This window comes from Streptomyces sp. NPDC006739, from assembly GCF_042869815.1.
In the GTDB taxonomy this organism is placed as follows: domain Bacteria; phylum Actinomycetota; class Actinomycetes; order Streptomycetales; family Streptomycetaceae; genus Streptomyces.
Genome location: NZ_JBIAGM010000003.1, coordinates 215,927 through 236,508, shown reverse-complemented (window position 1 = coordinate 236,508; position 20,582 = coordinate 215,927). Strand labels below are relative to the sequence as shown.

Here is a 20,582-nt window from a genome sequence, read left to right as displayed (position 1 = left end):
CCGGAGGGCTACGCTCGTGGTCTGTACGTCATTCGGGCGACTTGGGGAGGTAACGGGATGACGGAGGAACGGCCGCCCGCGGCCGCCTCGGCCTCCCTGTGGGAGCGCGACACCGAGCTCGCCACCGTCACACGGGCGCTCGACGTCCTGTGCGCCGACCGGTCGTCCTCGGGCAGCCTGCTGGTCTTCCGGGGCGAGGCCGGCCTCGGCAAGACCGCGCTGCTGGCCGAGACCCGCCGCATGGCGGAGCGGCGCGGCTGCACGGTGTGGTCCACGCGCGGCGGCGAGACCCTGAAGTCCGTTCCCTTCAACGTCGTACGGCAGTTGCTGCAGCCCGCGCTGGTCTCCCTGCTCCCCGGGGAGGCCCGCGAGTACCTGGGCGACTGGTACGAGATCGCCGGCCCCGCCCTCGGCATAACGGAACCCGGCGAGCGGCAGCCCGACCCGCAGAGTGTGTGCGACGGCCTGGTCGCCGCCGTACGCCGGCTCGCCAAGCGGGAGTGGCCGCTGGTGCTGCTGATCGACGACGCACACTGGGCCGACGAGGAGACCCTGCGGTGGCTCGCCGCGTTCGCCGAGCGCCTGGACGACCTGTCCGTGCTGGTCCTGGTCGCCCGCCGCCCCGGCGAGGTCGGCGGCGACAGCGCCCGGCTGCTCGAGTCGGTGGCCGCCGCCGCGGGCGGCCCCGTCAGCAACCTGAGCGCGCTCACCCCGGACGCCGCCGCGGGGCTCACCCGCGCCACCCTGGGCCGGCACGCCGACGCCCCGTTCTGCCGCGAGGTCTGGGCCGTCACCGGCGGCAACCCGTACGAGACCGTCGAACTCCTCGCCAAGGTCCAGGACAGCGAACTCGAACCGGTCGAGGCCCGCGCCGCCGAACTGCGCGCCCTCAACCGCGCCGCCCGGGGCGGCGGCCTGGTCGCCCGCCTGGAGGGCCTCGGCATCGACGCCGTACGGTTCGCCTGGGCGGCCGCCATCCTCGGCGCCGGGATCAGCGTCGACCTGGTCGCCCAGCTCGCCCCGATGAGCCTCGACGACGCCGTGCGCTGCGCCGAACTGCTGCGCAACGCCCGCATCCTCACCGAACCCGACCCGGCCGGCACCCGGGTGGACCCCGGCGCCCTGGAGTTCGTCCACCCGCTCATCGCCTCCGCCGTCTACAACTCCATCCCGACCGCCATGCGCACCGCCCTGCACGGCATCGCCGCCCAGATCGTCGCCGACTCCGGGCTGGGCGCCGCCGAGGCCTCCCGCCATCTCCTGATCGTGCACCCGGACGACGACGAGGAACTCGTCGAGCAACTGCGCGAGGCCGCCCGGGAACACCTCGCCGTCGGCGCCCCGGACGCGGCCCGCCGCTGTCTGGAGCGCGCCCTGGTCGAGCCGCCCCGCGCCGAGGTCCACGCGCACGTGCTCTACGAACTGGGCTGCGCCACCCTGCTGACCGCGCCCGCCACCACCATCGGCCATCTGCGGACCGCCCTCGCCATGCCCGGCCTCGAAGGCGACCAACGGCTCGACGCCGTCGTCCGCCTCTCCCAGGCCCTGCTCCACAACGACCAGCTGGAGGAGGCCGTCCGCACGGTCGAGGCCGAGGCCGCCCGGCACGAGCCGGGTCCGGCCCGGATGCGGCTGCAGGCCGTGCAGTACATGTGGGAGGGCATCTACGCGGGCGAGGGCACCTCACCGGAACGCTCGGAGCGCCTCGTCGAACTCGCCCGGATGTGCTCCGGCCGGGACAACTCCGAGCGCGCGCTGCTCATCCTGCGCGGTTTCGACGCCATGACCCACGGCGAGAGCGCCGAGGAGGTCGTCGAACTCAGCGACCGCGCCCTGGTCAACGGCCGGCTGGCGCCGGGACTCGGCTGGACCGACACCGAGTGGGGCATCGAACTCCTGCTGATGCTGGCCAACTCCTACGCCTACACCGACCGGCTCGACCGCGCCGAGGCCCTGTACACGGAGGCGCTGCGCACCTACGAGAGCGCCCACTGGAGCGGCGGCCACCTCGCCCTGGCCCACGCCTACGTCGGCTTCGGCCACCGCAGGCGGGGCCGGCTCAGGGAGGCGGAGGCGTCGCTGCGCGAGTCGCTGAACCTCGCCGAGCACGTCGGACGCGGTCTGCCCCTGTACTGGACCGCCACCTGCAACCTCGTCGACACCCTGCTCGCCCGGGGCAACGTCGCGGAGGCCTGGTCGATCGCCGAGCAGTACGGCTTCACCCCGCCCTACCCGTCCACCATCGTGCTGCCCGACCCCCGTTCGGTGCGCGGCCGACTGCTGCTCGCCGTCGGCCGCACCGAGGAGGGCATCAACGAACTGGAGGCCGCGGGCAAGGCGGCGGCGGTACGCGGCCACCACAATCCGGTGCTGGTCTCCTGGGCGGTCGACCTCGCCCGGGCCCTCGCCGTCAAGGACCCGGTCCGGGCCGCCCAGCTCGCCGCCGACGCCCGCCGCCACGCCGAACGCTTCGGTACGGACACCGCCATCGGCGAGGCCCTGCGCTGCGCCGCCGCTCTGGAGACCGGCCAGCGGGCGGTACGGCTCGCCGCCCAGGCCGTCGCCTACCTGGAGGCCTCGCCCTGCCAGTACGAACACGCGGCGGCCCGGGTCGAGTACGGCATCGCCGCCCGCTCGGTCGCCGAACTGAACCGGGGCCTGGCGCTCGCCCGCTCCTGCGGGGCCGACGGTCTGGTGGCGCAGGCCAGGGAGGTGCTGGAGTCGGGACGGGGGCTGCGGTGACAGGGGTGTGCTCCGGACTCACGGGGTACCCCGGGACCCAGCCCGCGGGGCCCGGTGTCACACGGTCAGCAGCTGGTCGGTGACCACGGCCAGCCGCCTGCGCACCCGGGGGTCGTACGCCGCCTCGTGCGCCCGCGCCGGGCGGGTGCCGTCGAAGTAACCGCCGGAGCCCACCTCGCCCGTGGCCAGGGCCAGCACGCCCGATGCCCCGTCGGCGACCGTGTTCCACGGGGTGATCCCGCTCTCCCGGACCATCCCGGTGTCCATGTAGGTCGCCGGATGCAGCACATTGACCGACACACCGCTGCCCGCCAGCTCCTCGGCCAGCGTGAAGGTGTGCGCGGCCAGGGCGAACTTGCTGCGGCAGTACGCCGACACACCGCTGTAGCCGCGCGTCAGTTCCGGGTCCGCGAAGTCGAGCGGCTCCTGGCCTGCCGAGCCGACGTTGACGATCCGGGAGGGCGTGTCGGCGCGCAGCACCGGCAGGAGCGCCCGGGTCAGGGCGACCGGCGCGAGGTAGTTCACCGCGAGCCGCAGCTCGTGCCCGTCGGCGCTCAGCTCCCGCCCCGAGCCGGGCGGGCCGCCCCCCACTCCCGCGTTGTTGACCAGCACGTCCAGCTCGGGATGGGCCTCGGCGACCTCGGAGCCCAGCTCGCGCACCCGCGCCAGCGAGGCCAGGTCGGCGACGAACCCCTCGGCCGTGCCGTGCGCGCGCAGCTCCTCGACCAGCTGCCCGGTACGCTCCGGATCACGGCCGTGGGCGAGGACGACATGGCCGGAGCGGACCAGCGCGAAGGCGACGTACCGGCCCAGGCCGGAGGTGGCGCCGGTGATCAGGACAGTGGACATGCCTCCAGCGTAGGCACGGCACGACGGCCGGTGGGTGGTCCTGTCGTGGCTACGACCAGCGGGGGCACCCACGGATCCCGGCAGATAGGCGGCTCACGTCAGCTCTCGGCGGGGCCTTCCTCCTCCTCCGCGAGCACTCGCTGGGCGGTCGCGAACGCCGAGTTGGCCGCCGGCACCCCGCAGTACACGGCCGTCTGCAGCAGCACCGCGCCGATCTCCTCGGGCGTCAGCCCGCCCCGCCGCGCGGCCCGGACGTGCATGGCCAGCTCGTCGTAGTGGCCGTGCGCGACCAGCGCGGTCAGCGTGATCATGCTGCGCTCACGGCGCGAGAGCGTCGGATCGGTCCAGATCTCGCCCCAGGCGTAGCGCGAGATGAAGTCCTGGAAGCGGGCGGTGAACGGGGTCTGCCGGGCCTGCGCCCGGTCGACGTGCGCGTCGCCGAGCACCTCCCGGCGCACCGCCGTCCCGCGCCCCGGCACCCCGTCGAGGTGCGAGCGCAGCGCCGCCACGACCGCCCGGGGACACTGCGCGGGCGCCAGATGCGAGGCGCCCGGCAGCTCCACCAGCGTGGCCCCGGGCACCGCGTCCGCGATCTCCCGCAGATGGGCGGGCGGGGTCGCCGGGTCCTGCCGCCCCGCCACCAGCAGGGTGCGTACGGCGATGTCGGCGAGCCGCTCGCGGACGTCGAAGGCGGCCAGCGCGTCGCAGCAGGCGGCGTACGCCCGCGGATCCGCGTCCCGCTGGTCCCGGACGAGCCGGGGGACGGTGAAGCCGGGAGTGAACCAGCGGGCGTCGGCGTTGTCCGCCAGCCACCCGACCCCCTCCCGGCGCACCCGCTCGGCCCGCTCCTGCCACGGTCGCGCGCCGTTGAAGTGGGCGGAGGAGCAGATGACGGCCAGCGAGGAGAGCCGCTCGGGGTGGTGCACGGCGAGATGCAGCCCCACCGCCCCGCCGAGGGACACACCCGCGTAGGCGAACCGCTCGATGCCCAGCGAGTCCGCGAGCGCCAGCACCAGGCCGGCGAGGTCCGCGACCTCCGCTCCGGGGCCGATCAGTTCGGCGGGCGAACCGCCGTGCCCGGGCAGGTCCCAGCGGACCACCCGGTGGGTCGTCGACAGCTCGGGCGCCACCTCGTCCCACAGGGCGTACGAGGTGCCCAGCGAGGGACCGAGCAGCAGCGGGGGAGCGGAGGCCGCCCCTTCGGCGCGGTGGTGGAGGAGGAGATCGGTCACGGTCGCTCCAGGGCACGGTCGGTCAGGGCGGCGGCGGAACCGGTGTAGCGGGCCGGGTCGGTGATGGCGTCGAGGTCCAGGTCCGCCGACTCGGGCTGCTCGCGGAGGAGTTCGGGAAGAGTGCGGTCCTCGGTGTGGGCGCGGCGGACCAGCTCGGTGAGCAGTTCCTTCGCGCGGGCGCGGCCGAGCAGGGGGGCCAGTTCGACGGACAGGCGTTCGGAGACGATCAGCCCCCGGGTGAGGCCGAGGTGCCGTGCCATCGCCTCCGGACGCACCCGGAGCGCCTCGGTCAGCTCGGCGGCGTCCCGGGCCGCGCCGCCGGCCAGCCGCAGCAGGTCCCGCAGCGGCTCCCACTCGGCGTGCCAGGCGCCGGCCGGCCGCTCGTCCTCGGCCGCCAGCGATCCGTACAACGTGGCCGCGAGCTGGGGCGCCCGCCGGGCCGCCGCCGCGATCACGGTGGCGCGCACCGGGTTCGCCTTGTGCGGCATGGCCGAGGACCCGCCGCCGCTGCCCTCGGCGACCTCGCCGATCTCGGTGCGGGACAGGGTGAGCACGTCCGCGGCGAGCTTGCCCAGGGCGCCGGCGGTCACGGCGAGGCAGCCGGCCAGGTCGGCGATCGGCGTGCGCAGGGTGTGCCAGGGCAACAGGGGGGCGGCGAGGCCGAGTTCGCGGGCGTAGGCGTCCGGCAGGGCGAGCGGGTCCCCGGCGCCGTACGCCCCGAAGGCGGCCAGGGTTCCGGCGGCACCGCCCAGCTGGACGGGAAGCGCGTCCCGCACCCGCGTGACGCGGTCCCGTGCGTCGAGGACGAGCGAGCGCCAGCCGGCCGCCTTCAGCCCGAACGTCGTCGGTACGGCGTGCTGGGTGAGTGTGCGTCCCGGCATCGGTGTGTCCCGGTGCTCTGCGGCCAGCCGGGCCAGGGCGCGCTCGGTGCGGGCCAGATCGGCCAGCAGCGGGTCCAGGGTGCGCGCCGCGACCAGCATGGTGGCGGTGTCCATGATGTCCTGGCTGGTGGCGCCCCGGTGGACGTAGGGACCGTACTCCTCGCCCACCGCCTTCGTCAGGTCGGCGGCCAGCGGGATCACCGGGTTGCCGCCGGTACGGGCCCGCTCCGCCAGCGAGCGCGGGTCGAAGCGGGCCGGGTCGGCCGCCTCCGTCACGGCCGCGACGGCCTCGGGCGGGGCGAGCCCCAGCGCGGCCTGGGCGCGGGTCAGGGCGGCCTCGGCGTCGAGCAGCGCCCGCAGGAAGGCGGTGTCGCTCGTCGTGCTCGCGGCCGGGGAACCGGCCCACCCGGGGGCGAGCAGGCCGGCGTCGGACTGTGCGGGGTTCACCGGAACTCCAGGAAGACCGTCTCGCCCTCGCCCTGAAGGCGGATGTCGAAACGGTAGGCCGCCTCGCCCTGCTCGGCGGCGATCAGCGTGGCGCGCCGCCGTTCGTCCAGCCCGGCCAGCAGCGGGTCGGCGGCGAGCGCCGTCGAGTCGCCCGGCAGATAGATCCGGGTGAACAGGTGGACGAGCAGTCCGCGCGCGAACACGCAGACGCTGAGGTACGGCGCGCTGCGGCCCCGGGCGCCCGGTCGCAGCGTACGGGCGTACCAGTGGCCGTTGGCGTCCGTCTGGATCCGGCCCCAGCCGGTGAACTCCACGCCGTTGCGGCCCAGATGGCCGCCGGTGGCCGGGTCACGCCGGAGGGAGCCGTCGACCTGCGGCACGTCGCCCTGCGGGTCGGCCCCCCACAGCTCCACCAGGGCGTCCGGGAGCGGTCGCCCCTCGCCGTCGTACACGTACCCCTGGAGGGTGATGGTGTCCGGGTGGCCGATCGGGGCGATGTCACCGCCGCCGGGGAAGGGCAGCGCGTACCCGTAGAAGGGGCCGACCGTGTGCGACGGGGTGGGGAGCACGTCATCCGGGGCGCTCGTGTCGATCTTCGTCATGGTGGTCAGCGTCCTTCCTCGATCCAGGTGGCCCGCGGGCCGTCCAGCACGATGTCCCAGTGGTAGCCGAGGGAGAACTCCGGCACCGACAGGCTGTGGTCGTACGTCGCGACCAGCCGCTGCCGGGCCGCGTCGTCCGTCACCGACTGCAGGATCGGGTCGTACGCGAACAGCGGGTCGTTCGGGAAGTACATCTGGGTGACCAGCCGCTGGGTGAACGCCGTACCGAACACCGAGAAGTGGATGTGCGCCGGACGCCAGGCGTTGACGTGGTTGCGCCAGGGGTAGGGGCCGGGCTGGATCGTGGTGAAGCGGTAGCGGCCGTCCGCGTCGGTGAGGGTGCGGCCGACGCCGGTGAAGTTCGGGTCCAGCGGGGCGTCGTGCTGTTCACGCCGGTGGGCGTAGCGGCCGGCCGAGTTCGCCTGCCAGACCTCGACCAGCTGGCCGCGCACGGGGCGGCCCGCGCCGTCCAGGAGGCGGCCGGAGACGGTGATGCGCTCACCGATCGGCTCGCCGGTGTGCTGCCGGGTCAGGTCGTTGTCGATCTCGGTGATGTCGCGCTCCCCGAAGGCCGGGGAGCGCAGCTCCACCAGCTCCGGGTCCTTGCCGGTGTCGATGGCGACCAGCGGTTGGAGGGGGTGGCGCAGTACGGAGGAGCGGTACGGCGCGTAGTCGCGGCGCGGGTGGTGCTCGACGGGCGCGCCGCCGGCGACGCGCTTCTCGTACGCGGCGCGTTCGGCCGCGATCTCCTGGTCTATGTCCTGCTGGGTGAGAGCCATGGGGGTTCCTGGTGCTTCCTTCAGCGTTCGAGGACGAGGGCGAGGCCTTGGCCGACGCCGATGCAGAGGGTGGCGACGCCGGTGCCGGAGCCGCGCCGGGCGAGCTGGTGGGCGACGGTGCCCGCGAGCCGGGCGCCGGAGGCACCGAGCGGATGCCCGAGCGCGATCGCCCCGCCCTGGGGGTTGAGGACGGCCGGGTCGAACTCGGGCCACTCGGCGAGACAGCCGAGCACCTGGGCGGCGAAGGCCTCGTTCAGCTCCAGGACCGACAGGTCGTCGAAGCCCCGGCCCGCCTTGGCCAGGGCGCGGTTGACGGCCTCGACGGGCGCGAGTCCGAAGTAGTGCGGGTCGAGGGCCGAGACGCCGGTGGCGGTGACCCGGGCGAGCGGCTCGCGTCCGGTGGCCCTGAGGCCCTCCTCGTCGGTGAGGAGCAGGGCCGCGGCGCCGTCGTTGAGCGGGGAGGCGTTGCCCGCCGTGACCGTGCCCCGCTCGGTACGGAAGGACGGCGGCAGCTTCGCCATCGCGGCGAGGGACGCGTCGGGCCGTACGCATTCGTCGGCGTCGAGGACGACCGGGTCGCCCTTGCGCCGGGGGATGCTCACCGGCGCCAGCTCGGCGTCGAAGAGACCCTCCGCCCGCGCCCGCGCGGCTTTGTGGTGGGAGGCGAGGGCGAACTCGTCCTGCCGTTCGCGGCCGATCCCGTGCTTGTCGGCGATGAGCTCGGCGGACTCGCCCAGCGGAACGGTCCACTGCGGGTCCATCCTCGGGTTGACCATGCGCCAGCCCAGGGTGGTCGAGTACAGCTCGGCGTGCCCGGCGGGGAACGGCCGGTCGCTCTTGGGCAGCACGTACGGTGCCCGGGTCATCGACTCCACCCCGCCGGCCAGCGCGATGTGCGCGTCGCCGAGGGCGATGGCGCGGGCGGCCTGGATCACCGCTTCGAGGCCGGAGGCGCACAGCCGGTTGACGGTCACCCCGGGGACGCTGGTGGGCAGGCCCGCGAGCAGGGCGGCCATCCGGGCGACGTTCCGGTTCTCCTCGCCGGCGCCGTTGGCGTTGCCGAAGTAGACGTCCTCGATCCGGGCCGGGTCCAGCTCGGGGGTGCGGGCGAGGAGTTCACGGATCGCGTGGGCGGCCAGGTCGTCCGGGCGGACGGTGGCCAGGGCGCCGTTGTACCGGCCGACGGGCGTGCGCACCGCGTCGACGACGTAGACGTCCTTCAGGGCCGTCATGACGCGATCTCCTCCGGGACACGGACCTCGGCGGCCGTCTTCGCCACGATCTCCTCGACGCCGACCCCCGGCGCCGTCTCCACCAGCACCAGGCCCTCGTCCGTCACGTCGAGCACCCCGAGATCGGTGATGACACGGTCCACGCAGGCCCTGCCGGTGAGCGGCAGCGCGCACTCGGCGAGGATCTTCGGCGAGCCGTCCTTCGCCGTGTGCGTCATGACGACGATGACGGTACGGGCGCCGTGCACCAGGTCCATCGCGCCGCCGATGCCGGTGATCAGCTTGCCGGGGACGGCCCAGTTGGCGAGGTCGCCCTTGGCGGACACCTGCATGGCGCCGAGCACGGCGACGTCGATGTGCCCGCCGCGGATCATCGAGAACGACAGCGCCGAGTCGAAGAAGGAGGCGCCCGGCAGGACCGTGACCGTCTCCTTGCCCGCGTTGATCAGGTCCGGGTCGACCTGGTCCTCGGTGGGGTAGGGGCCGGTGCCGAGGATGCCGTTCTCCGACTCCAGGATCACCTCCACGCCCGCCGGGAGGTGGTTGGGGATCAGCGTCGGCAGGCCGATGCCCAGGTTGACGTACTGGCCGTCCCGCAGCTCGCGCGCGGCCCGGGCGGCCATCTGCTCACGTGTCCAGGCCATCAGCCGCTCACCGTCCGCCGCTCGATCCTCTTGTCCGCCGCCTGCCCGGGGGTCAGGGCGAGCACCCGCTGCACGAAGATGCCCGGCACATGCACCGCGTCCGGGTCGATCCCGCCGGGTTCGACGAGTTCCTCGACCTCGGCGATCGTCACCCGCCCGGCCATCGCCGCCAGCGGGTTGAAGTTGCGGCTCGACCTGTTGAAGACCAGGTTGCCGTGCCGGTCGCCCCTGGCCGCCCGGATCAGCGCGAAGTCGGTGCGGATGCCCCGCTCCAGCACGTACTCCACGCCGTCGAACTCCCGCACCTCCTTCGGCGGCGAGGCCAGCGCCACCCCGCCCGCGCCGTCGTAGCGCCACGGCAGTCCGCCCTCCGCGACCTGTGTGCCCACTCCGGCCGGGGTGTAGAAGGCGGGGATCCCGGCGCCGCCCGCCCGCAGCCGCTCGGCGAGCGTGCCCTGCGGGATCAGCTCCACCTCCAGTTCGCCGCCCAGGTACTGGCGGGCGAACTCCTTGTTCGCGCCGATGTAGGAGCCGGTCACCCGGGCGATCCGGCCGGCGGCCAGCAGCACCGCCAGACCCGAGTCCATCGCCCCGCAGTTGTTCGAGACCACGCCCAGACCGGTCGTCCCGCGCTCGTACAGCGCCTGGATCAGTACGTTGGGCACACCGCTCAGTCCGAAGCCGCCGACCGCGAGCGTCGCGCCGTCCGGCACATCGGCCACCGCCTCCAGGGCCGTGGCGACCACCTTGTCCATCCGTGAAGCCCTATCTCTGCGAATTAATCAGCGCACTGAGTATTTCAGCGAGGAGTCTCACGCTGCCACCGGACCAGGCGACCGTCAAGACCTGCCAGACCGATGGGCAGCGGCCTTCGTAACACGCTGGGCGCCGCCCCGAGTATTGTTCAGTGCACCTATCAATTCGGTGGAGGGAGTGCACATGGCCGCGGTGGACATCACCACCCACCCCGGGCACCTGGCCCGGCGGCTCCAGCAGGCGCACTACCTGCTGTGGAACACGATGGTCTCCGAGGAGATCACCTCGCCGCAGTTCGCGGTCCTGAACGCACTCGTCGCGGAACCCGGCCTGGACCAGCGCACGGTGGGGGAGCGGGTGGGCCTGGACCGGTCGACCATCGCCGAGGTCGTCAGCCGGCTCGGCCGCCGGGGGCTGCTGGACAAGGTGCGCGACGCACGGGACGGCCGCCGCTTCCTGCTCCGCCCGACCGAGGACGGCCTGCGCACCCACCGCAGGCTGACCGTGCGCACGGCGCGGATGAACCAGGTCTTCCTCGCCCCGCTCTCCGCCGAGGAACAGTCCCAGTTCCTCGACCTCATCCGCCGGGTCGCGGACGCGGCGGAGGGGCTGCGCAACCCCGCGGAACCGCTGGTACCGCACGGCTGAGCCGCCCGGCCGCGACCGGTTCGCGCCGAGCGCCCTTCGGTTCGGCGGGGGCGGTACGGGTACCCGGCCGCCACCCGGAGACCGAAGGGAGCGGGACCCATGAAGGCAGTGACCTGGCAGGGCAAGCGGGACGTGCGGGTGGACACCGTGCCCGATCCGCGGATCGAGCAGCCCACCGATGCCGTCATCCGCGTCACCAGCAGCGGCCTGTGCGGCTCGGACCTGCACTTGTACGAGGTGCTCACCCCGTTCATGACACCGGGCGACATCCTCGGCCACGAACCGATCGGCATCGTGGAGGAGGTCGGCTCCGAGGTCACCGGCCTCAAACCGGGCGACCGGGTCGTGGTGCCGTTCCAGATCTCCTGCGGGCACTGCTTCATGTGCGCCGGCGGGCTGCAGACCCAGTGCGAGACCACCCAGGTCACCGGGGAGGGCATGGGCGCCGCCCTGTTCGGCTACACCCGCCTGTACGGCGCCGTGCCCGGCGCCCAGGCCGAGTACCTGCGCGTCCCGCAGGCCCAGTACGGTCCGATCAAGATCCCCGAGGGCCCGGCGGACGACCGCTTCGTCTACCTCTCCGACGTGCTGCCCACGGCCTGGCAGGCGGTCGCCTACGCCGACGTCCCGGCCGGCGGCACCCTCGCCGTCCTCGGACTCGGCCCGATCGGCGACATGGCCTGCCGGATCGCCCGGGCCCGGGGCGCGGAGCGGGTGTTCGGCATCGACCTGGTGCCCGAGCGGCTGGAGCGGGCGCGCCGACGGGGCGTGGAGACGTACGACCTGCGCTCCTTCGACGACGAGAAGGCCCTGGTCCACGCCATCCGGGACGAGACCGACGGCCGGGGGCCGGACGCGGTGATCGACGCCGTCGGCACCGAGGCCCACGGCAGCGCCGTCGCCCGCCTGGCCCAGCAGGCCTCCACCATGCTGCCCCGCATGCTGAGCGGCCCCCTCGCGGAGCGCTTCAGCGTCGACCGGCTCGCCGCCCTGCACACCGCCATCGAGCTGGTGCGGCGCGGCGGCACCCTCTCCCTGACCGGCGTCTACGGCGGCACGGCAGACCCGCTGCCGATGCTCACCCTCTTCGACAAGCAGATCCAGATGCGGATGGGCCAGGCCAACGTCCGCCGCTGGAGCGACGACATCATGCCCTACCTCACCGACGAGGACCCGCTCGGCGTCGACGACTTCGCCACCCACCGGCTGCCGCTGTCCGAGGCACCGCACGCGTACGAGATGTTCCAGTGCAAGCAGGACGGCGCGATCAAGATCCTCATGCGGCCCTGAGGACCGCTGCGGCCCCGGCGGGGATCCCGGCGGCTCACGGTCCGAGGATCTCCGCCAGGTCGTAGCGCACCGGCTCCTCCAGCTGGGCGTAGGTGCAGCTGCGCGGCGTACGGTCCGGGCGCCAGCGGCGGAAGCGGGCCGTGTGCCGGAAACGGGCCCCGTTCTCCATGTGGTCGTACGCCACCTCGGCCACCCGCTCGGGCCGCACCGGCACCCAGGACAGGTCCTTCTTGCCCGACCAGCGGCTCGGCGCCCCGGGCAGCCGGGCCGACTCGTGGGCGGCCTCCTCGGACCAGGCCGCCCAGGGGTGCCCGGCCACGTCGTCCATGCGCAGCGGCTCCAGCTCCTCGACCAGTTCGGCCCGCCGCTTCATCGGGAAGGCGGCGGACACGCCGACGTGCTGGAGGGCGCCCCGGTCGTCGTACAGCCCCAGCAGGAGCGAGCCCACCACCGGCCCGCTCTTGTGGAAGCGGTAACCCGCCACCACCACGTCCGCCGTCCGCTCGTGCTTGATCTTGAACATGGCCCGCTCGTCCTGCAGGTACCGCAGACCGAGCGGCTTGGCGACGACCCCGTCCAGGCCCGCCCCCTCGAACCGCTCGAACCATTGCCGGGCCACCTCCAGGTCGGTCGTCGCCGGCGCCAGGTGGACGGGCGGCCCCATCCCTTCCAGCGCCCGGGCCAGCAGCGCCCGGCGGTCGGCGAGGGGCACGTCCAGCAGGGACTCGTCGGCCAGCGCCAGCAGGTCGAAGGCGATGAACGACGCCGGGGTCCGCTCCGCGAGCGTCCGCACCCGGGAGTCCGCCGGATGGATGCGCTCGGTCAGCGCGTCGAAGTCCAGCCGCCCCTCCCGCGCGATCACGATCTCCCCGTCCAGCACACACCGCTCGGGCACCCGCTCCCGAAGCGCCGCCACCAGCTCCGGGAAGTACCTGGTCAACGGCTTTCCGGTGCGGCTCCCCAACTCCACCTCGGCGCCGTCGCGGAACACGATCGCCCGGAAGCCGTCCCACTTCGCCTCGTAGTGCATGTCCGGCGGGATCCTCGCCACCGACTTGGCGAGCATCGGCTTCACGGGGGGCATCACCGGCAGATCCATGGGTCCGATTCTGCTCGCATACGTCACGCGTCGCCTGGCATGGGCCGGTGCCGCCCGGTATGCGAGCCGTGCGGGGGGCGCCTACCGTGGCCGCATGGGTGATGCGGTGGAACTGGAGGTGGCCGGCCGGAGCGTGCGGCTGTCCAGCCCGGACAAGGTCTTCTTCCCGGAGCGCGGTTTCACCAAGCTGGACCTGGCCCGGTACTACACCGCCGTCGCCCCCGGCATCCTGCGCGCCCTGCGCGACCGCCCCACGACCCTGGAGCGCTACCCGGACGGGGTGGGCGGCGAGTGGTTCTTCCAGAAGCGGGCGCCCAAGGGCATGCCCGCCTGGATCCCGACCGCGCACATCACCTTCCCCAGCGGCCGCACCGCCGACGAGATGTGCCCCACCGAGGAGGCCGCCGTGGTGTGGGCCGCGCAGTACGGCACGCTCACCTTCCACCCCTGGCCGGTGCGCCGCACCGACGTCGACCACCCCGACGAACTCCGCATCGACCTCGATCCGCAGCCCGGCACCGACTACACCGACGCGGTCCGCGCCGCGCACGAACTGCGTGCCGTGCTCGACGAGTTCGGCGGCCTGCGCGGCTGGCCCAAGACCTCCGGCGGCCGTGGCCTGCACGTCTTCGTCCCCATCGAACCGCGCTGGACCTTCACCCAGGTGCGGCGCGCGGCGATCGCCGTCGGCCGGGAGATGGAACGCCGGATGCCCGAGCGGGTGACGATCAGGTGGTGGAAGGAGGAGCGCGGCAGCCGCATCTTCCTGGACTACAACCAGACGGCCCGCGACCGCACCATCGCCTCCGCCTACTCCGTACGGCCGCGCCCGCACGCCCCGGTCTCCGCACCGCTGCGCTGGGAGGAGGTCGGCGTCGCCCAGCCCCAGGACTTCGACCTGGCCACCATGCCCGCCCGGTTCGCCGAACTCGGCGATGTGCACGCCGACATGGACGATCACGCCTACTCCCTGGACGCGCTGCTGGAACTGGCCCGCCGCGACGAACACGACCACGGTCTGGGCGACCTGCCGTACCCGCCGGAGTACCCGAAGATGCCCGGCGAGCCGAAACGGGTCCAGCCGAGCCGGGCCCGCCGCGAGCAGCCGGAGCGGTGATCGCCGGGCGCACCGGGCCGTCGGGCCCCGGGACTATGCTGATCGACAGCCGCCGAGGAGGAGTCCCGAAGTGACCGAGGCAGTGTCGCGCCCCACGCTGGAGGCCGTGGCCGCGCGGGCGGGGGTGTCCCGGGCCACCGTGTCGCGCGTGGTCAACGGCGGGGACGGGGTGCGGGAGCCGCTGGTCGCCCGGGTCCGGCAGGCCGTGGAGGAACTCGGGTACGTCCCCAACCAGGCCGCCCGCAGTCTGGTGACCAAGCGGCACGACGCCGTCGCGGTGGTCATCGCCGAACCGGAGACCCGGGTCTTCGCCGACCCCTTCTTCGCCCTGCAACTGCGCGGGATCAGCAAGGAGCTGACGGCCCACGACAACCAGCTGGTGCTGTTGCTGACCGAGGGCCGCGACGACCACGCGCGGGTGGCCCGCTATCTCGCCGGCGGGCACGTCGACGGTGCCCTCGTCTTCTCGCTGCACCTCGACGACCCGCTGCCCGGGCTGATCCAGGGCGCGGGCGTGCCCACCGTGTTCGGGGGGCGTCCCGGCTGGAGCGACGGCAGTCGCGGCGCCGTGTACGTCGACAGCGACAACCGGGGCGGGGCCCGCGCGGCCGTACGCCACCTCGTGGACCTCGGCCGGAGCAGGGTCGCGCACATCACCGGTCCCCTGGACCAGACCTCGGCGGTGGACCGGCTGGAGGGCTACCGGGACGTGATGGCGGACGCCGACCCCCGGCTGATCGCGGCGGGCGACTTCACGCCGGGCGGGGGCGAGCGCGCCATGCGGGAACTCCTCGACCGCTGCCCGGAGGTGGACGCCGTGTTCGCCGCCAACGACCTCACCGCGCTCGGCGTCCTGCGCGTGCTGCGCGAGAGCGGCCGGCGGATACCCGAGGACGTCGCCGTGATCGGCTTCGACGACATGCTGCCCGTCGCCGAACAGAGCGAGCCGCCCCTGACGACGGTCCGTCAGGACATAGAGGAGATGGGCCGCCTGATGGCCCGCCTCCTCCTGCGCGAACAACCCACCCGGGGCCCCGGCCACCCCCCGGCGGGCGTGATCCTGCCGACCACCCTGATACACCGAGCCTCGGCCTAGGGCCGCCCTGCTGCCTCACGCGTGCGCCTCAGCCCTGGGGCGGCTCGCTCCTGATCACCGCGAAGCGGGCGCCGTAGGGGTCGGCGAGCTTGGCCATGCGGCCGACTCCCTGCATGGTCGTCGCGGGCATGCGGACCGTGCCGCCCAGCCGCTGGGCCTCGTCGACCACGGCGTCCGTGTCCTCGACCTCGAAGTACGGCAGCCAGTACGGGCCGGCCTCCGCCTCGGTCGGGTCGTCGGCCAGCGGCACCAGACCGCCGAACATGGCGTCCTCCCCGCCCTCGGCCGGGTTGACGCAGGTGTAGGTGCCGCCGGGGAAGGGCACCGCCGAGGTCTCCAGGCCGAGCACCTGGCGGTAGAAGGCGGCCGCGGCGGCGATGTCCGGCGTGTACAGCTCGACCCAGCACAGCGCACCCGGTTCGTTCGCCGCGTCCACGCCCTTGGTCTGTCCGGGCTGCCAGATCCCGAAGGGGACGCCCGCCTGGTCGGCGAACACGGCCATGTGGCCCTGCCCCATCACGTCGACCGGCTGGAAGAGCACGCTGCCGTGCGCCTGCTCGGCGGCCTTGGCGGTGGCCTGCGCGTCCGCGCTCTGGAAGTACACGGTCCAGGCCGGCGGACCCTGCCCGGCGGCGGTCTGCATACCACCGGCGACGGTCCGGCCGTCCAGCTGGAAGAAGCCGTAACCGCCGGCGTCCGGCCCCGCCGACCGGAACCGCCAGCCGAAGAGGCCGCCGTAGAAGGAGACGGCGCCGTCGATGTCGGGTGTGCCGACGTCGATCCAGTTCGGAGCGCCGTTGACGAAACGGGTGGTGAGCATCTTCGCCCTCCTCGCAAGGGTCCCGTTCTCTGCACCCCCGAGTCTGGCACCGCCCACTGACGATCGCCGCCGGAACGCGACGGCGCGCCGCCGTGCGCGGCCGGGCTCGTCCGGAGCATCATCGGGGCGGCCGACGGCCCCGGGCGCGGCGTTGACCCGGCGTTGATCGAACGTTTTTCACCGCGCGGCACGATCCTGGCCATGCACATCGAAACGATCACCCCGGCCGACACCGCCTGGCAGACGCAGGCCCTGTGCGCGCAGACCGGGGCGGACTTCTTCTTCCCCGAGCCCGGCAGCTCGGTACGCGAGGCGAAGCGCATCTGCGGCATGTGCGAGATACGCTCCGTCTGCCTGGACTACGCCCTCGACAACGACGAACGCTTCGGCGTCTGGGGCGGCCTGTCCGAGAAGGAACGCCTGGAACTACGGCGCACCGCCCACTGAGCCGCCAGGGTCAGGCTCCCGCGCGGGCCGCCATCCGGGCCTTGCGGGCGGCCAGCTTCTCGTCGAACTTCAGTGCCTCCGCGTCCAGGCCGCCCATGAACATGCCCAGCTCCTCCTGGGCCTGGCGGCCCTCGGGGCCGAGGCCGTCGATCTCCAGGACCTTCAGGAAGCGCAGGACGGGCTGGATGACGTCGTCGTGGTGGATGCGCAGGTTGTAGACCTCGCCGATCGCCATCTGCGCGGCGGCGCGCTCGAAGCCGGGGATGCCGTGGCCGGGCATGCGGAAGTTGACGACGACGTCCCGGACCGCCTGCATGGTCAGGTCGGGGGCGAGTTCGAAGGCGGCCTTCAGGAGGTTGCGGTAGAAGACCATGTGGAGGTTCTCGTCGGTCGCGATGCGCGACAGCATCCGGTCGCAGACCGGATCGCCGGACTGGTGGCCGGTGTTGCGGTGCGAGATCCGGGTCGCCAGCTCCTGGAAGGCGACGTAGGCGACCGAGTGCAGCATCGAGTGACGGTTGTCGGACTCGAAGCCCTCGCTCATGTGGGCCATGCGGAACTGCTCCAGCTTGTCCGGGTCCACCGCGCGCGAGGCGAGCAGGTAGTCGCGCATCACGATGCCGTGCCGGCCCTCCTCCGCCGTCCAGCGGTGCACCCAGGTGCCCCAGGCGCCGTCCCGGCCGAACAGCGAGGCGATCTCGTGGTGGTAGCTGGGCAGGTTGTCCTCGGTGAGGAGGTTGACCACCAGCGCGATGCGACCGACCTCGGTGACCTTGGACTGCTCCTTGTCCCAGGCCTCGCCGTCCTCGAACAGGCCCGGGAAGTTGCGGCCGTCGCCCCACGGGACGTACTCGTGCGGCATCCAGTCCTTGGCGACCTTCAGATGCCGGTTGAGTTCCTGCTCGACCACTTCCTCCAGGGCGTACAGCAGCCGCGCGTCGGTCCAGACGGAAGAGCTGCCGAGGTGAGGGGAAGTGATCGTCATGGAGACTCCAGGGGACGCCGAACAGGGAGGGAGGGACCCGGTGGCCCGGGGGACGGACCGGCGAGCGGTGCCGGAACCTACGCGATCGTAGGCTACGAATCCGTAGGTTATGACGCCGCGGTTTAAGTTCGTTGTAAAGATCGCTGATCAGGCCGTGTTCCCCAGGCTTTCGCGGACATGCCAAGAAGCCCCGGGACGCGCAGGTCCCGGGGCTCGACGGGCCGGGGCATCACCCGGTCAGGCGTACAAGTCCCGCAGCCGCACCGAGAGGCATGTCACACAGCCTTCCAGCTTCTCGAACTCGCCGATGTCCACCGTGACGACCTCGAACCCCAGGTCGGTGAGCAGCTCCGCGGTCTTCGGGGCGCTCGCCGACATCAGCAGCTTGCTCCCGCCGAGCAGCACCACGTGCGAGCCGGCCTCCTCGGGCACCGACAGGAAACCCGGGAACAGCGAGGGCCGGTCCACCTTCGGGATGTGCCCGATGACGGTCCCGTCCGGCAGCGCGGTCACCGCCGACTTCAGGTGCAGCACCTTGGTCACCGGCACCGCGACCACCCGCGCGCCCAGCGGCTCGAAGGCGGCCCGCAGCTGCTGCACGCCCGCCGCGTCGGTGCGCCCGCCCCGGCCGACGTAGATCGTGTCGCCGACCTTCAGGACGTCACCGCCGTCCAGCGTGCCCGGCTCCCAGATCCAGTTCACCGAGCACCCCAGGCGCGCCACCGCCTCCTCGACCCCGGCCGTCTCCTCGCGCCGGGACTCGGCCCCGGGCCGGGTGATCAGCGCCACGTTCTTGTACATGACGACGGTGTCCTCGACGAACACCGAGTCCGGGCAGTCCTCGGCCGGGTCGACCTCGATCGTCTCCCAGCCGTGCGTGCGCAGCGCCTCGACGTACGCCTCCCACTGCTCGACGGCGAGGTCCACGTCGACCTTCTCCCGCTCGATGTGCGTCACCAGCCCTTCGGCGAGGCGCGGGCTGGGGCGGCGGACGAGGGCCTTCTTGCTGGGCACTGGGGTCTCCGTATCGGCGGTCGGTCCGGCGCCCATCCTTTGCGGCGCCGGTCCGCCATCATGCAGGGCCGGTCGGCGACGGCAAAACCGTCGTCGTCAGGCTGTGCCCCTTCTGAGACGCGCCGGTCCGCACCCCGCCGGGGCCGCCCCGGCCGGCTACTCCGGATCCCCGAGCGTGTCCGGCGTGGTCTCCGTCAGCTCCCCGTCCGCCATCAGCAGCCACCGGGTGATCCCGATCGACTCCAGGAACGGCACGTCGTGGCTGGCCACGATCAGGGCGCCCTGGTACGACTCCAGGGCCGTGGTCAGCTGCCGCACGCTCGCCATGTCGAGGTTGTTCGTCGGCTCGTCGAGCATGAGCAGCTGGGGCGCCGGCTCGGCCAGCAGCAGCGCGGCCAGGGCGGCCCGGAAGCGTTCGCCGCCGGAGAGCGTGTCCGCCTGCTGGTCGGCCCGGGCGCCCCGGAACAGGAAGCGGGCGAGACGGGCCCGGATCCGGTTGTTGGTGGCGTCCGGCGCGAACCGGGCCACGTTCTCGGCGACCGTCAGCTCCCCGTCGAGGACGTCCAGCCGCTGCGGCAGGAAACGCAGCGGCACATGCGCCCGCGCCTCACCGGCCACCGGCGGCAGCTGACCGGCGATGGTCCGCAGCAGCGTGGTCTTGCCCGAGCCGTTGCGCCCGACCAGCGCGATCCGCTCCGGCCCGCGCAGATCGACGATCCCCTTCACGCGCGCGCCGTAGGCCGTCTCCAGGCACTCCAGGGTGAGGACCTCCCGGCCGGGCGGTACGGCCGTGTACGGCAGGTCGACGCGGATCTCGTCGTCGTCCCGTACCGCCTCCACCGCCTCGTCGAGCCGCTCCCTGGCCTCGGCGAGCTTCTCCTCGTGCAGGATGCGGTGCTTGCCCGCGGACTCCTGGGCCGAGCGCTTGCGCGCCCCCATGACGATCTTCGGTTCGCGTTTGTTCTCCCACATCTTCTGCCCGTACCGCTTGCGCCGGGCCAGCTTGACCTGGGCGTCGGCCAGTTCGCGCTTCTGCTTGCGGAAGTCGGCCTCGGCGACGCGCATCATGCGCTCGGCCGCCTCCTGCTCCACGGCCAGCGCCTCCTCGTACGCCGAATAGTTGCCGCCGTACCAGGTGACCTCCCCGGAGCGCAGTTCGGCGATCTGGTCGACCAGGTCGAGCAGCTCGCGGTCGTGGCTGACCACGACCAGCACCCCGGGCCAGGAGGCGACGGCCGTGTACAGCCGCCGGCGGGCGTACAGGTCGAGGTTGTTGGTGGGCTCGTCGAGCAGCAGCACGTCGGGGCGGCGCAGCAGCAGCGCGGCCAGCCGCAGCAGCACCGACTCGCCGCCGGACACCTCGCCGACGGTGCGGTCCAGGCCGATGTGGCCGAGACCGAGTTCGCCGAGGGTGACCAGGGCGCGTTCCTCCACGTCCCAGTCGTCGCCGACGGTCTCGAAGTGCTCCTCGGCCACGTCGCCCGCCTCGATGGCGTGCAGGGCGGCCCGCCGGGCGGCGATGCCGAGCGCCTCGTCGACGCGCAGGGCGGTGTCGAGCGTGACGTTCTGCGGGAGGTACCCGACCTCTCCGGTCACCTTGAGGGTGCCGTCGGCCGGCAGGAGCTCACCGGCGATCAGCCTCAACAGGGTGGACTTGCCCGAGCCGTTGACGCCGACGAGCCCGGTCCTGCCGGGGCCGAAGGCGACGTCGAGGCCGTCGAAGACGGGGGTGCCGTCGGGCCAGGTGAAGGACAGGGACGTACAGGTGAGGGAAGCGGACATACAGGCCTCGCGATTGCTTGATGCGGTCAGGGCAAGCGCGTGTGGAGACACCGCGAGGCGGAAACCGGAGGCCCTGGGCACGGGAAAGGCCCTGTGCCCGGGAGGACGGCTCGAACGCCG

The 20,582-nt window shown here is 73.2% G+C and carries 19 protein-coding genes; 6 read left to right on the top strand and 13 right to left on the bottom strand.

Annotated elements, in window-relative coordinates; all coding sequences use genetic code 11:
* The first annotated feature begins 57 nt into the window (after nt 1-57).
* A complete protein-coding gene (locus ACFYMM_RS07660; RefSeq protein ID WP_388384858.1) occupies nt 58-2,742 on the top strand; it encodes an ATP-binding protein in 2,685 nt (894 codons plus the stop codon).
* Between the two features lie 57 nt (nt 2,743-2,799).
* On the opposite strand, the gene ACFYMM_RS07655 is transcribed toward ACFYMM_RS07660, so the two are convergent.
* The 8 genes from ACFYMM_RS07655 to ACFYMM_RS07620 all read right to left on the bottom strand — a co-directional run bounded on the left by ACFYMM_RS07655 (nt 2,800) and on the right by ACFYMM_RS07620 (nt 10,163).
* A complete protein-coding gene (locus ACFYMM_RS07655) occupies nt 2,800-3,591 on the bottom strand; it encodes an SDR family NAD(P)-dependent oxidoreductase (protein WP_388384857.1) in 792 nt (263 codons plus the stop codon).
* A gap of 98 nt (nt 3,592-3,689) precedes the next feature.
* The gene (gene pcaD, locus ACFYMM_RS07650) at nt 3,690-4,823 is read right to left on the bottom strand and encodes a 3-oxoadipate enol-lactonase (RefSeq protein ID WP_388384856.1); all 1,134 of its coding nucleotides are present in this window, start codon (nt 4,821-4,823) and stop codon (nt 3,690-3,692) included.
* Nucleotides 4,820-6,151: a 3-carboxy-cis,cis-muconate cycloisomerase gene (pcaB, locus tag ACFYMM_RS07645; RefSeq protein WP_388384855.1), complete on the bottom strand. Its 1,332-nt coding sequence runs from the start codon at nt 6,149-6,151 to the stop codon at nt 4,820-4,822. The genes pcaD and pcaB overlap by 4 nt, the downstream gene beginning before the upstream one ends.
* Nucleotides 6,148-6,753 carry a protocatechuate 3,4-dioxygenase subunit alpha gene (pcaG, locus tag ACFYMM_RS07640; protein ID WP_388384854.1) on the bottom strand — a complete coding sequence of 202 codons (606 nt, stop codon included), beginning with the start codon at nt 6,751-6,753 and terminating at the stop codon, nt 6,148-6,150. The genes pcaB and pcaG overlap by 4 nt, the downstream gene beginning before the upstream one ends.
* A 5-nt stretch (nt 6,754-6,758) precedes the next feature.
* Nucleotides 6,759-7,532 (bottom strand): protocatechuate 3,4-dioxygenase subunit beta, encoded by a 774-nt coding sequence (pcaH, locus tag ACFYMM_RS07635; protein WP_388384853.1) that lies wholly within the window; start codon nt 7,530-7,532, stop codon nt 6,759-6,761.
* 20 nt (nt 7,533-7,552) lie between these two features.
* Nucleotides 7,553-8,755, bottom strand: a complete 1,203-nt coding sequence (locus ACFYMM_RS07630; RefSeq protein ID WP_388385292.1) for a thiolase family protein — start codon at nt 8,753-8,755, stop codon at nt 7,553-7,555.
* Nucleotides 8,756-8,760: 5 nt separating this feature from the next.
* Nucleotides 8,761-9,408, bottom strand: a complete 648-nt coding sequence (locus ACFYMM_RS07625) for a CoA transferase subunit B (RefSeq protein ID WP_388384852.1) — start codon at nt 9,406-9,408, stop codon at nt 8,761-8,763.
* Nucleotides 9,408-10,163, bottom strand: a complete 756-nt coding sequence (locus tag ACFYMM_RS07620; RefSeq protein ID WP_388384851.1) for a CoA transferase subunit A — start codon at nt 10,161-10,163, stop codon at nt 9,408-9,410. The genes ACFYMM_RS07625 and ACFYMM_RS07620 overlap by 1 nt, the downstream gene beginning before the upstream one ends.
* A 184-nt stretch (nt 10,164-10,347) precedes the next feature.
* On the opposite strand from ACFYMM_RS07620, the gene ACFYMM_RS07615 reads away from it, so the two are divergent.
* A complete protein-coding gene (locus ACFYMM_RS07615; protein WP_388384850.1) occupies nt 10,348-10,812 on the top strand; it encodes a MarR family winged helix-turn-helix transcriptional regulator in 465 nt (154 codons plus the stop codon).
* A gap of 99 nt (nt 10,813-10,911) precedes the next feature.
* Nucleotides 10,912-12,102, top strand: a complete 1,191-nt coding sequence (locus tag ACFYMM_RS07610) for a zinc-dependent alcohol dehydrogenase (RefSeq protein ID WP_388384849.1) — start codon at nt 10,912-10,914, stop codon at nt 12,100-12,102.
* Between the two features lie 34 nt (nt 12,103-12,136).
* On the opposite strand, the gene ACFYMM_RS07605 is transcribed toward ACFYMM_RS07610, so the two are convergent.
* Entirely contained in the window at nt 12,137-13,201 is a 1,065-nt protein-coding gene (locus ACFYMM_RS07605) for an ATP-dependent DNA ligase (RefSeq protein WP_388384848.1), read from the bottom strand.
* A 94-nt stretch (nt 13,202-13,295) separates the two neighbouring features.
* Here ACFYMM_RS07605 and ligD point away from each other — a divergent pair, with 94 nt between their 5' ends.
* Nucleotides 13,296-14,318, top strand: coding sequence for a non-homologous end-joining DNA ligase (gene ligD, locus ACFYMM_RS07600; protein WP_388384847.1), 1,023 nt, complete (start codon nt 13,296-13,298; stop codon nt 14,316-14,318).
* 70 nt (nt 14,319-14,388) lie between these two features.
* The gene (locus ACFYMM_RS07595) at nt 14,389-15,414 is read left to right on the top strand and encodes a LacI family DNA-binding transcriptional regulator (protein ID WP_388384846.1); all 1,026 of its coding nucleotides are present in this window, start codon (nt 14,389-14,391) and stop codon (nt 15,412-15,414) included.
* Nucleotides 15,415-15,442: 28 nt separating this feature from the next.
* Here ACFYMM_RS07595 and ACFYMM_RS07590 read toward each other — a convergent pair whose 3' ends face one another.
* Complete coding sequence (locus ACFYMM_RS07590) at nt 15,443-16,234, bottom strand: VOC family protein (protein WP_388384845.1); 792 nt, start codon at nt 16,232-16,234, stop codon at nt 15,443-15,445.
* Between the two features lie 201 nt (nt 16,235-16,435).
* Between ACFYMM_RS07590 and ACFYMM_RS07585 the strand changes: the two genes are divergently transcribed.
* Nucleotides 16,436-16,681 (top strand): WhiB family transcriptional regulator, encoded by a 246-nt coding sequence (locus ACFYMM_RS07585; protein ID WP_388384844.1) that lies wholly within the window; start codon nt 16,436-16,438, stop codon nt 16,679-16,681.
* Nucleotides 16,682-16,691: 10 nt separating this feature from the next.
* On the opposite strand, the gene ACFYMM_RS07580 is transcribed toward ACFYMM_RS07585, so the two are convergent.
* The 3 genes from ACFYMM_RS07580 to ACFYMM_RS07570 form a co-directional block, all read right to left on the bottom strand.
* Nucleotides 16,692-17,666 carry an acyl-ACP desaturase gene (locus tag ACFYMM_RS07580; RefSeq protein ID WP_388384843.1) on the bottom strand — a complete coding sequence of 325 codons (975 nt, stop codon included), beginning with the start codon at nt 17,664-17,666 and terminating at the stop codon, nt 16,692-16,694.
* Nucleotides 17,667-17,903: 237 nt separating this feature from the next.
* Nucleotides 17,904-18,680 (bottom strand): dimethylargininase, encoded by a 777-nt coding sequence (ddaH, locus tag ACFYMM_RS07575; protein ID WP_388384842.1) that lies wholly within the window; start codon nt 18,678-18,680, stop codon nt 17,904-17,906.
* Nucleotides 18,681-18,836: 156 nt separating this feature from the next.
* Complete coding sequence (locus ACFYMM_RS07570; RefSeq protein ID WP_388384841.1) at nt 18,837-20,462, bottom strand: ABC-F family ATP-binding cassette domain-containing protein; 1,626 nt, start codon at nt 20,460-20,462, stop codon at nt 18,837-18,839.
* Nucleotides 20,463-20,582 lie beyond the last annotated feature (120 nt).

What these genes read in the sequence shown, in the direction of transcription:
- ACFYMM_RS07660 (WP_388384858.1), top strand. Translation starts at nt 58, where the DNA reads ATGACGGAGGAACGGCCGCCCGCGGCCGCCTCGGCCTCCCTGTGGGAG.
- ACFYMM_RS07655 (WP_388384857.1), bottom strand. Translation starts at nt 3,591, where the DNA reads ATGTCCACTGTCCTGATCACCGGCGCCACCTCCGGCCTGGGCCGGTAC.
- pcaG (WP_388384854.1), bottom strand. Translation starts at nt 6,753, where the DNA reads ATGACGAAGATCGACACGAGCGCCCCGGATGACGTGCTCCCCACCCCG.
- pcaH (WP_388384853.1), bottom strand. Translation starts at nt 7,532, where the DNA reads ATGGCTCTCACCCAGCAGGACATAGACCAGGAGATCGCGGCCGAACGC.
- ACFYMM_RS07625 (WP_388384852.1), bottom strand. Translation starts at nt 9,408, where the DNA reads ATGGCCTGGACACGTGAGCAGATGGCCGCCCGGGCCGCGCGCGAGCTG.
- ACFYMM_RS07620 (WP_388384851.1), bottom strand. Translation starts at nt 10,163, where the DNA reads ATGGACAAGGTGGTCGCCACGGCCCTGGAGGCGGTGGCCGATGTGCCG.
- ACFYMM_RS07615 (WP_388384850.1), top strand. Translation starts at nt 10,348, where the DNA reads ATGGCCGCGGTGGACATCACCACCCACCCCGGGCACCTGGCCCGGCGG.
- ACFYMM_RS07610 (WP_388384849.1), top strand. Translation starts at nt 10,912, where the DNA reads ATGAAGGCAGTGACCTGGCAGGGCAAGCGGGACGTGCGGGTGGACACC.
- ACFYMM_RS07605 (WP_388384848.1), bottom strand. Translation starts at nt 13,201, where the DNA reads ATGGATCTGCCGGTGATGCCCCCCGTGAAGCCGATGCTCGCCAAGTCG.
- ligD (WP_388384847.1), top strand. Translation starts at nt 13,296, where the DNA reads ATGGGTGATGCGGTGGAACTGGAGGTGGCCGGCCGGAGCGTGCGGCTG.
- ACFYMM_RS07590 (WP_388384845.1), bottom strand. Translation starts at nt 16,234, where the DNA reads ATGCTCACCACCCGTTTCGTCAACGGCGCTCCGAACTGGATCGACGTC.
- ACFYMM_RS07585 (WP_388384844.1), top strand. Translation starts at nt 16,436, where the DNA reads ATGCACATCGAAACGATCACCCCGGCCGACACCGCCTGGCAGACGCAG.
- ACFYMM_RS07580 (WP_388384843.1), bottom strand. Translation starts at nt 17,666, where the DNA reads ATGACGATCACTTCCCCTCACCTCGGCAGCTCTTCCGTCTGGACCGAC.
- ACFYMM_RS07570 (WP_388384841.1), bottom strand. Translation starts at nt 20,462, where the DNA reads ATGTCCGCTTCCCTCACCTGTACGTCCCTGTCCTTCACCTGGCCCGAC.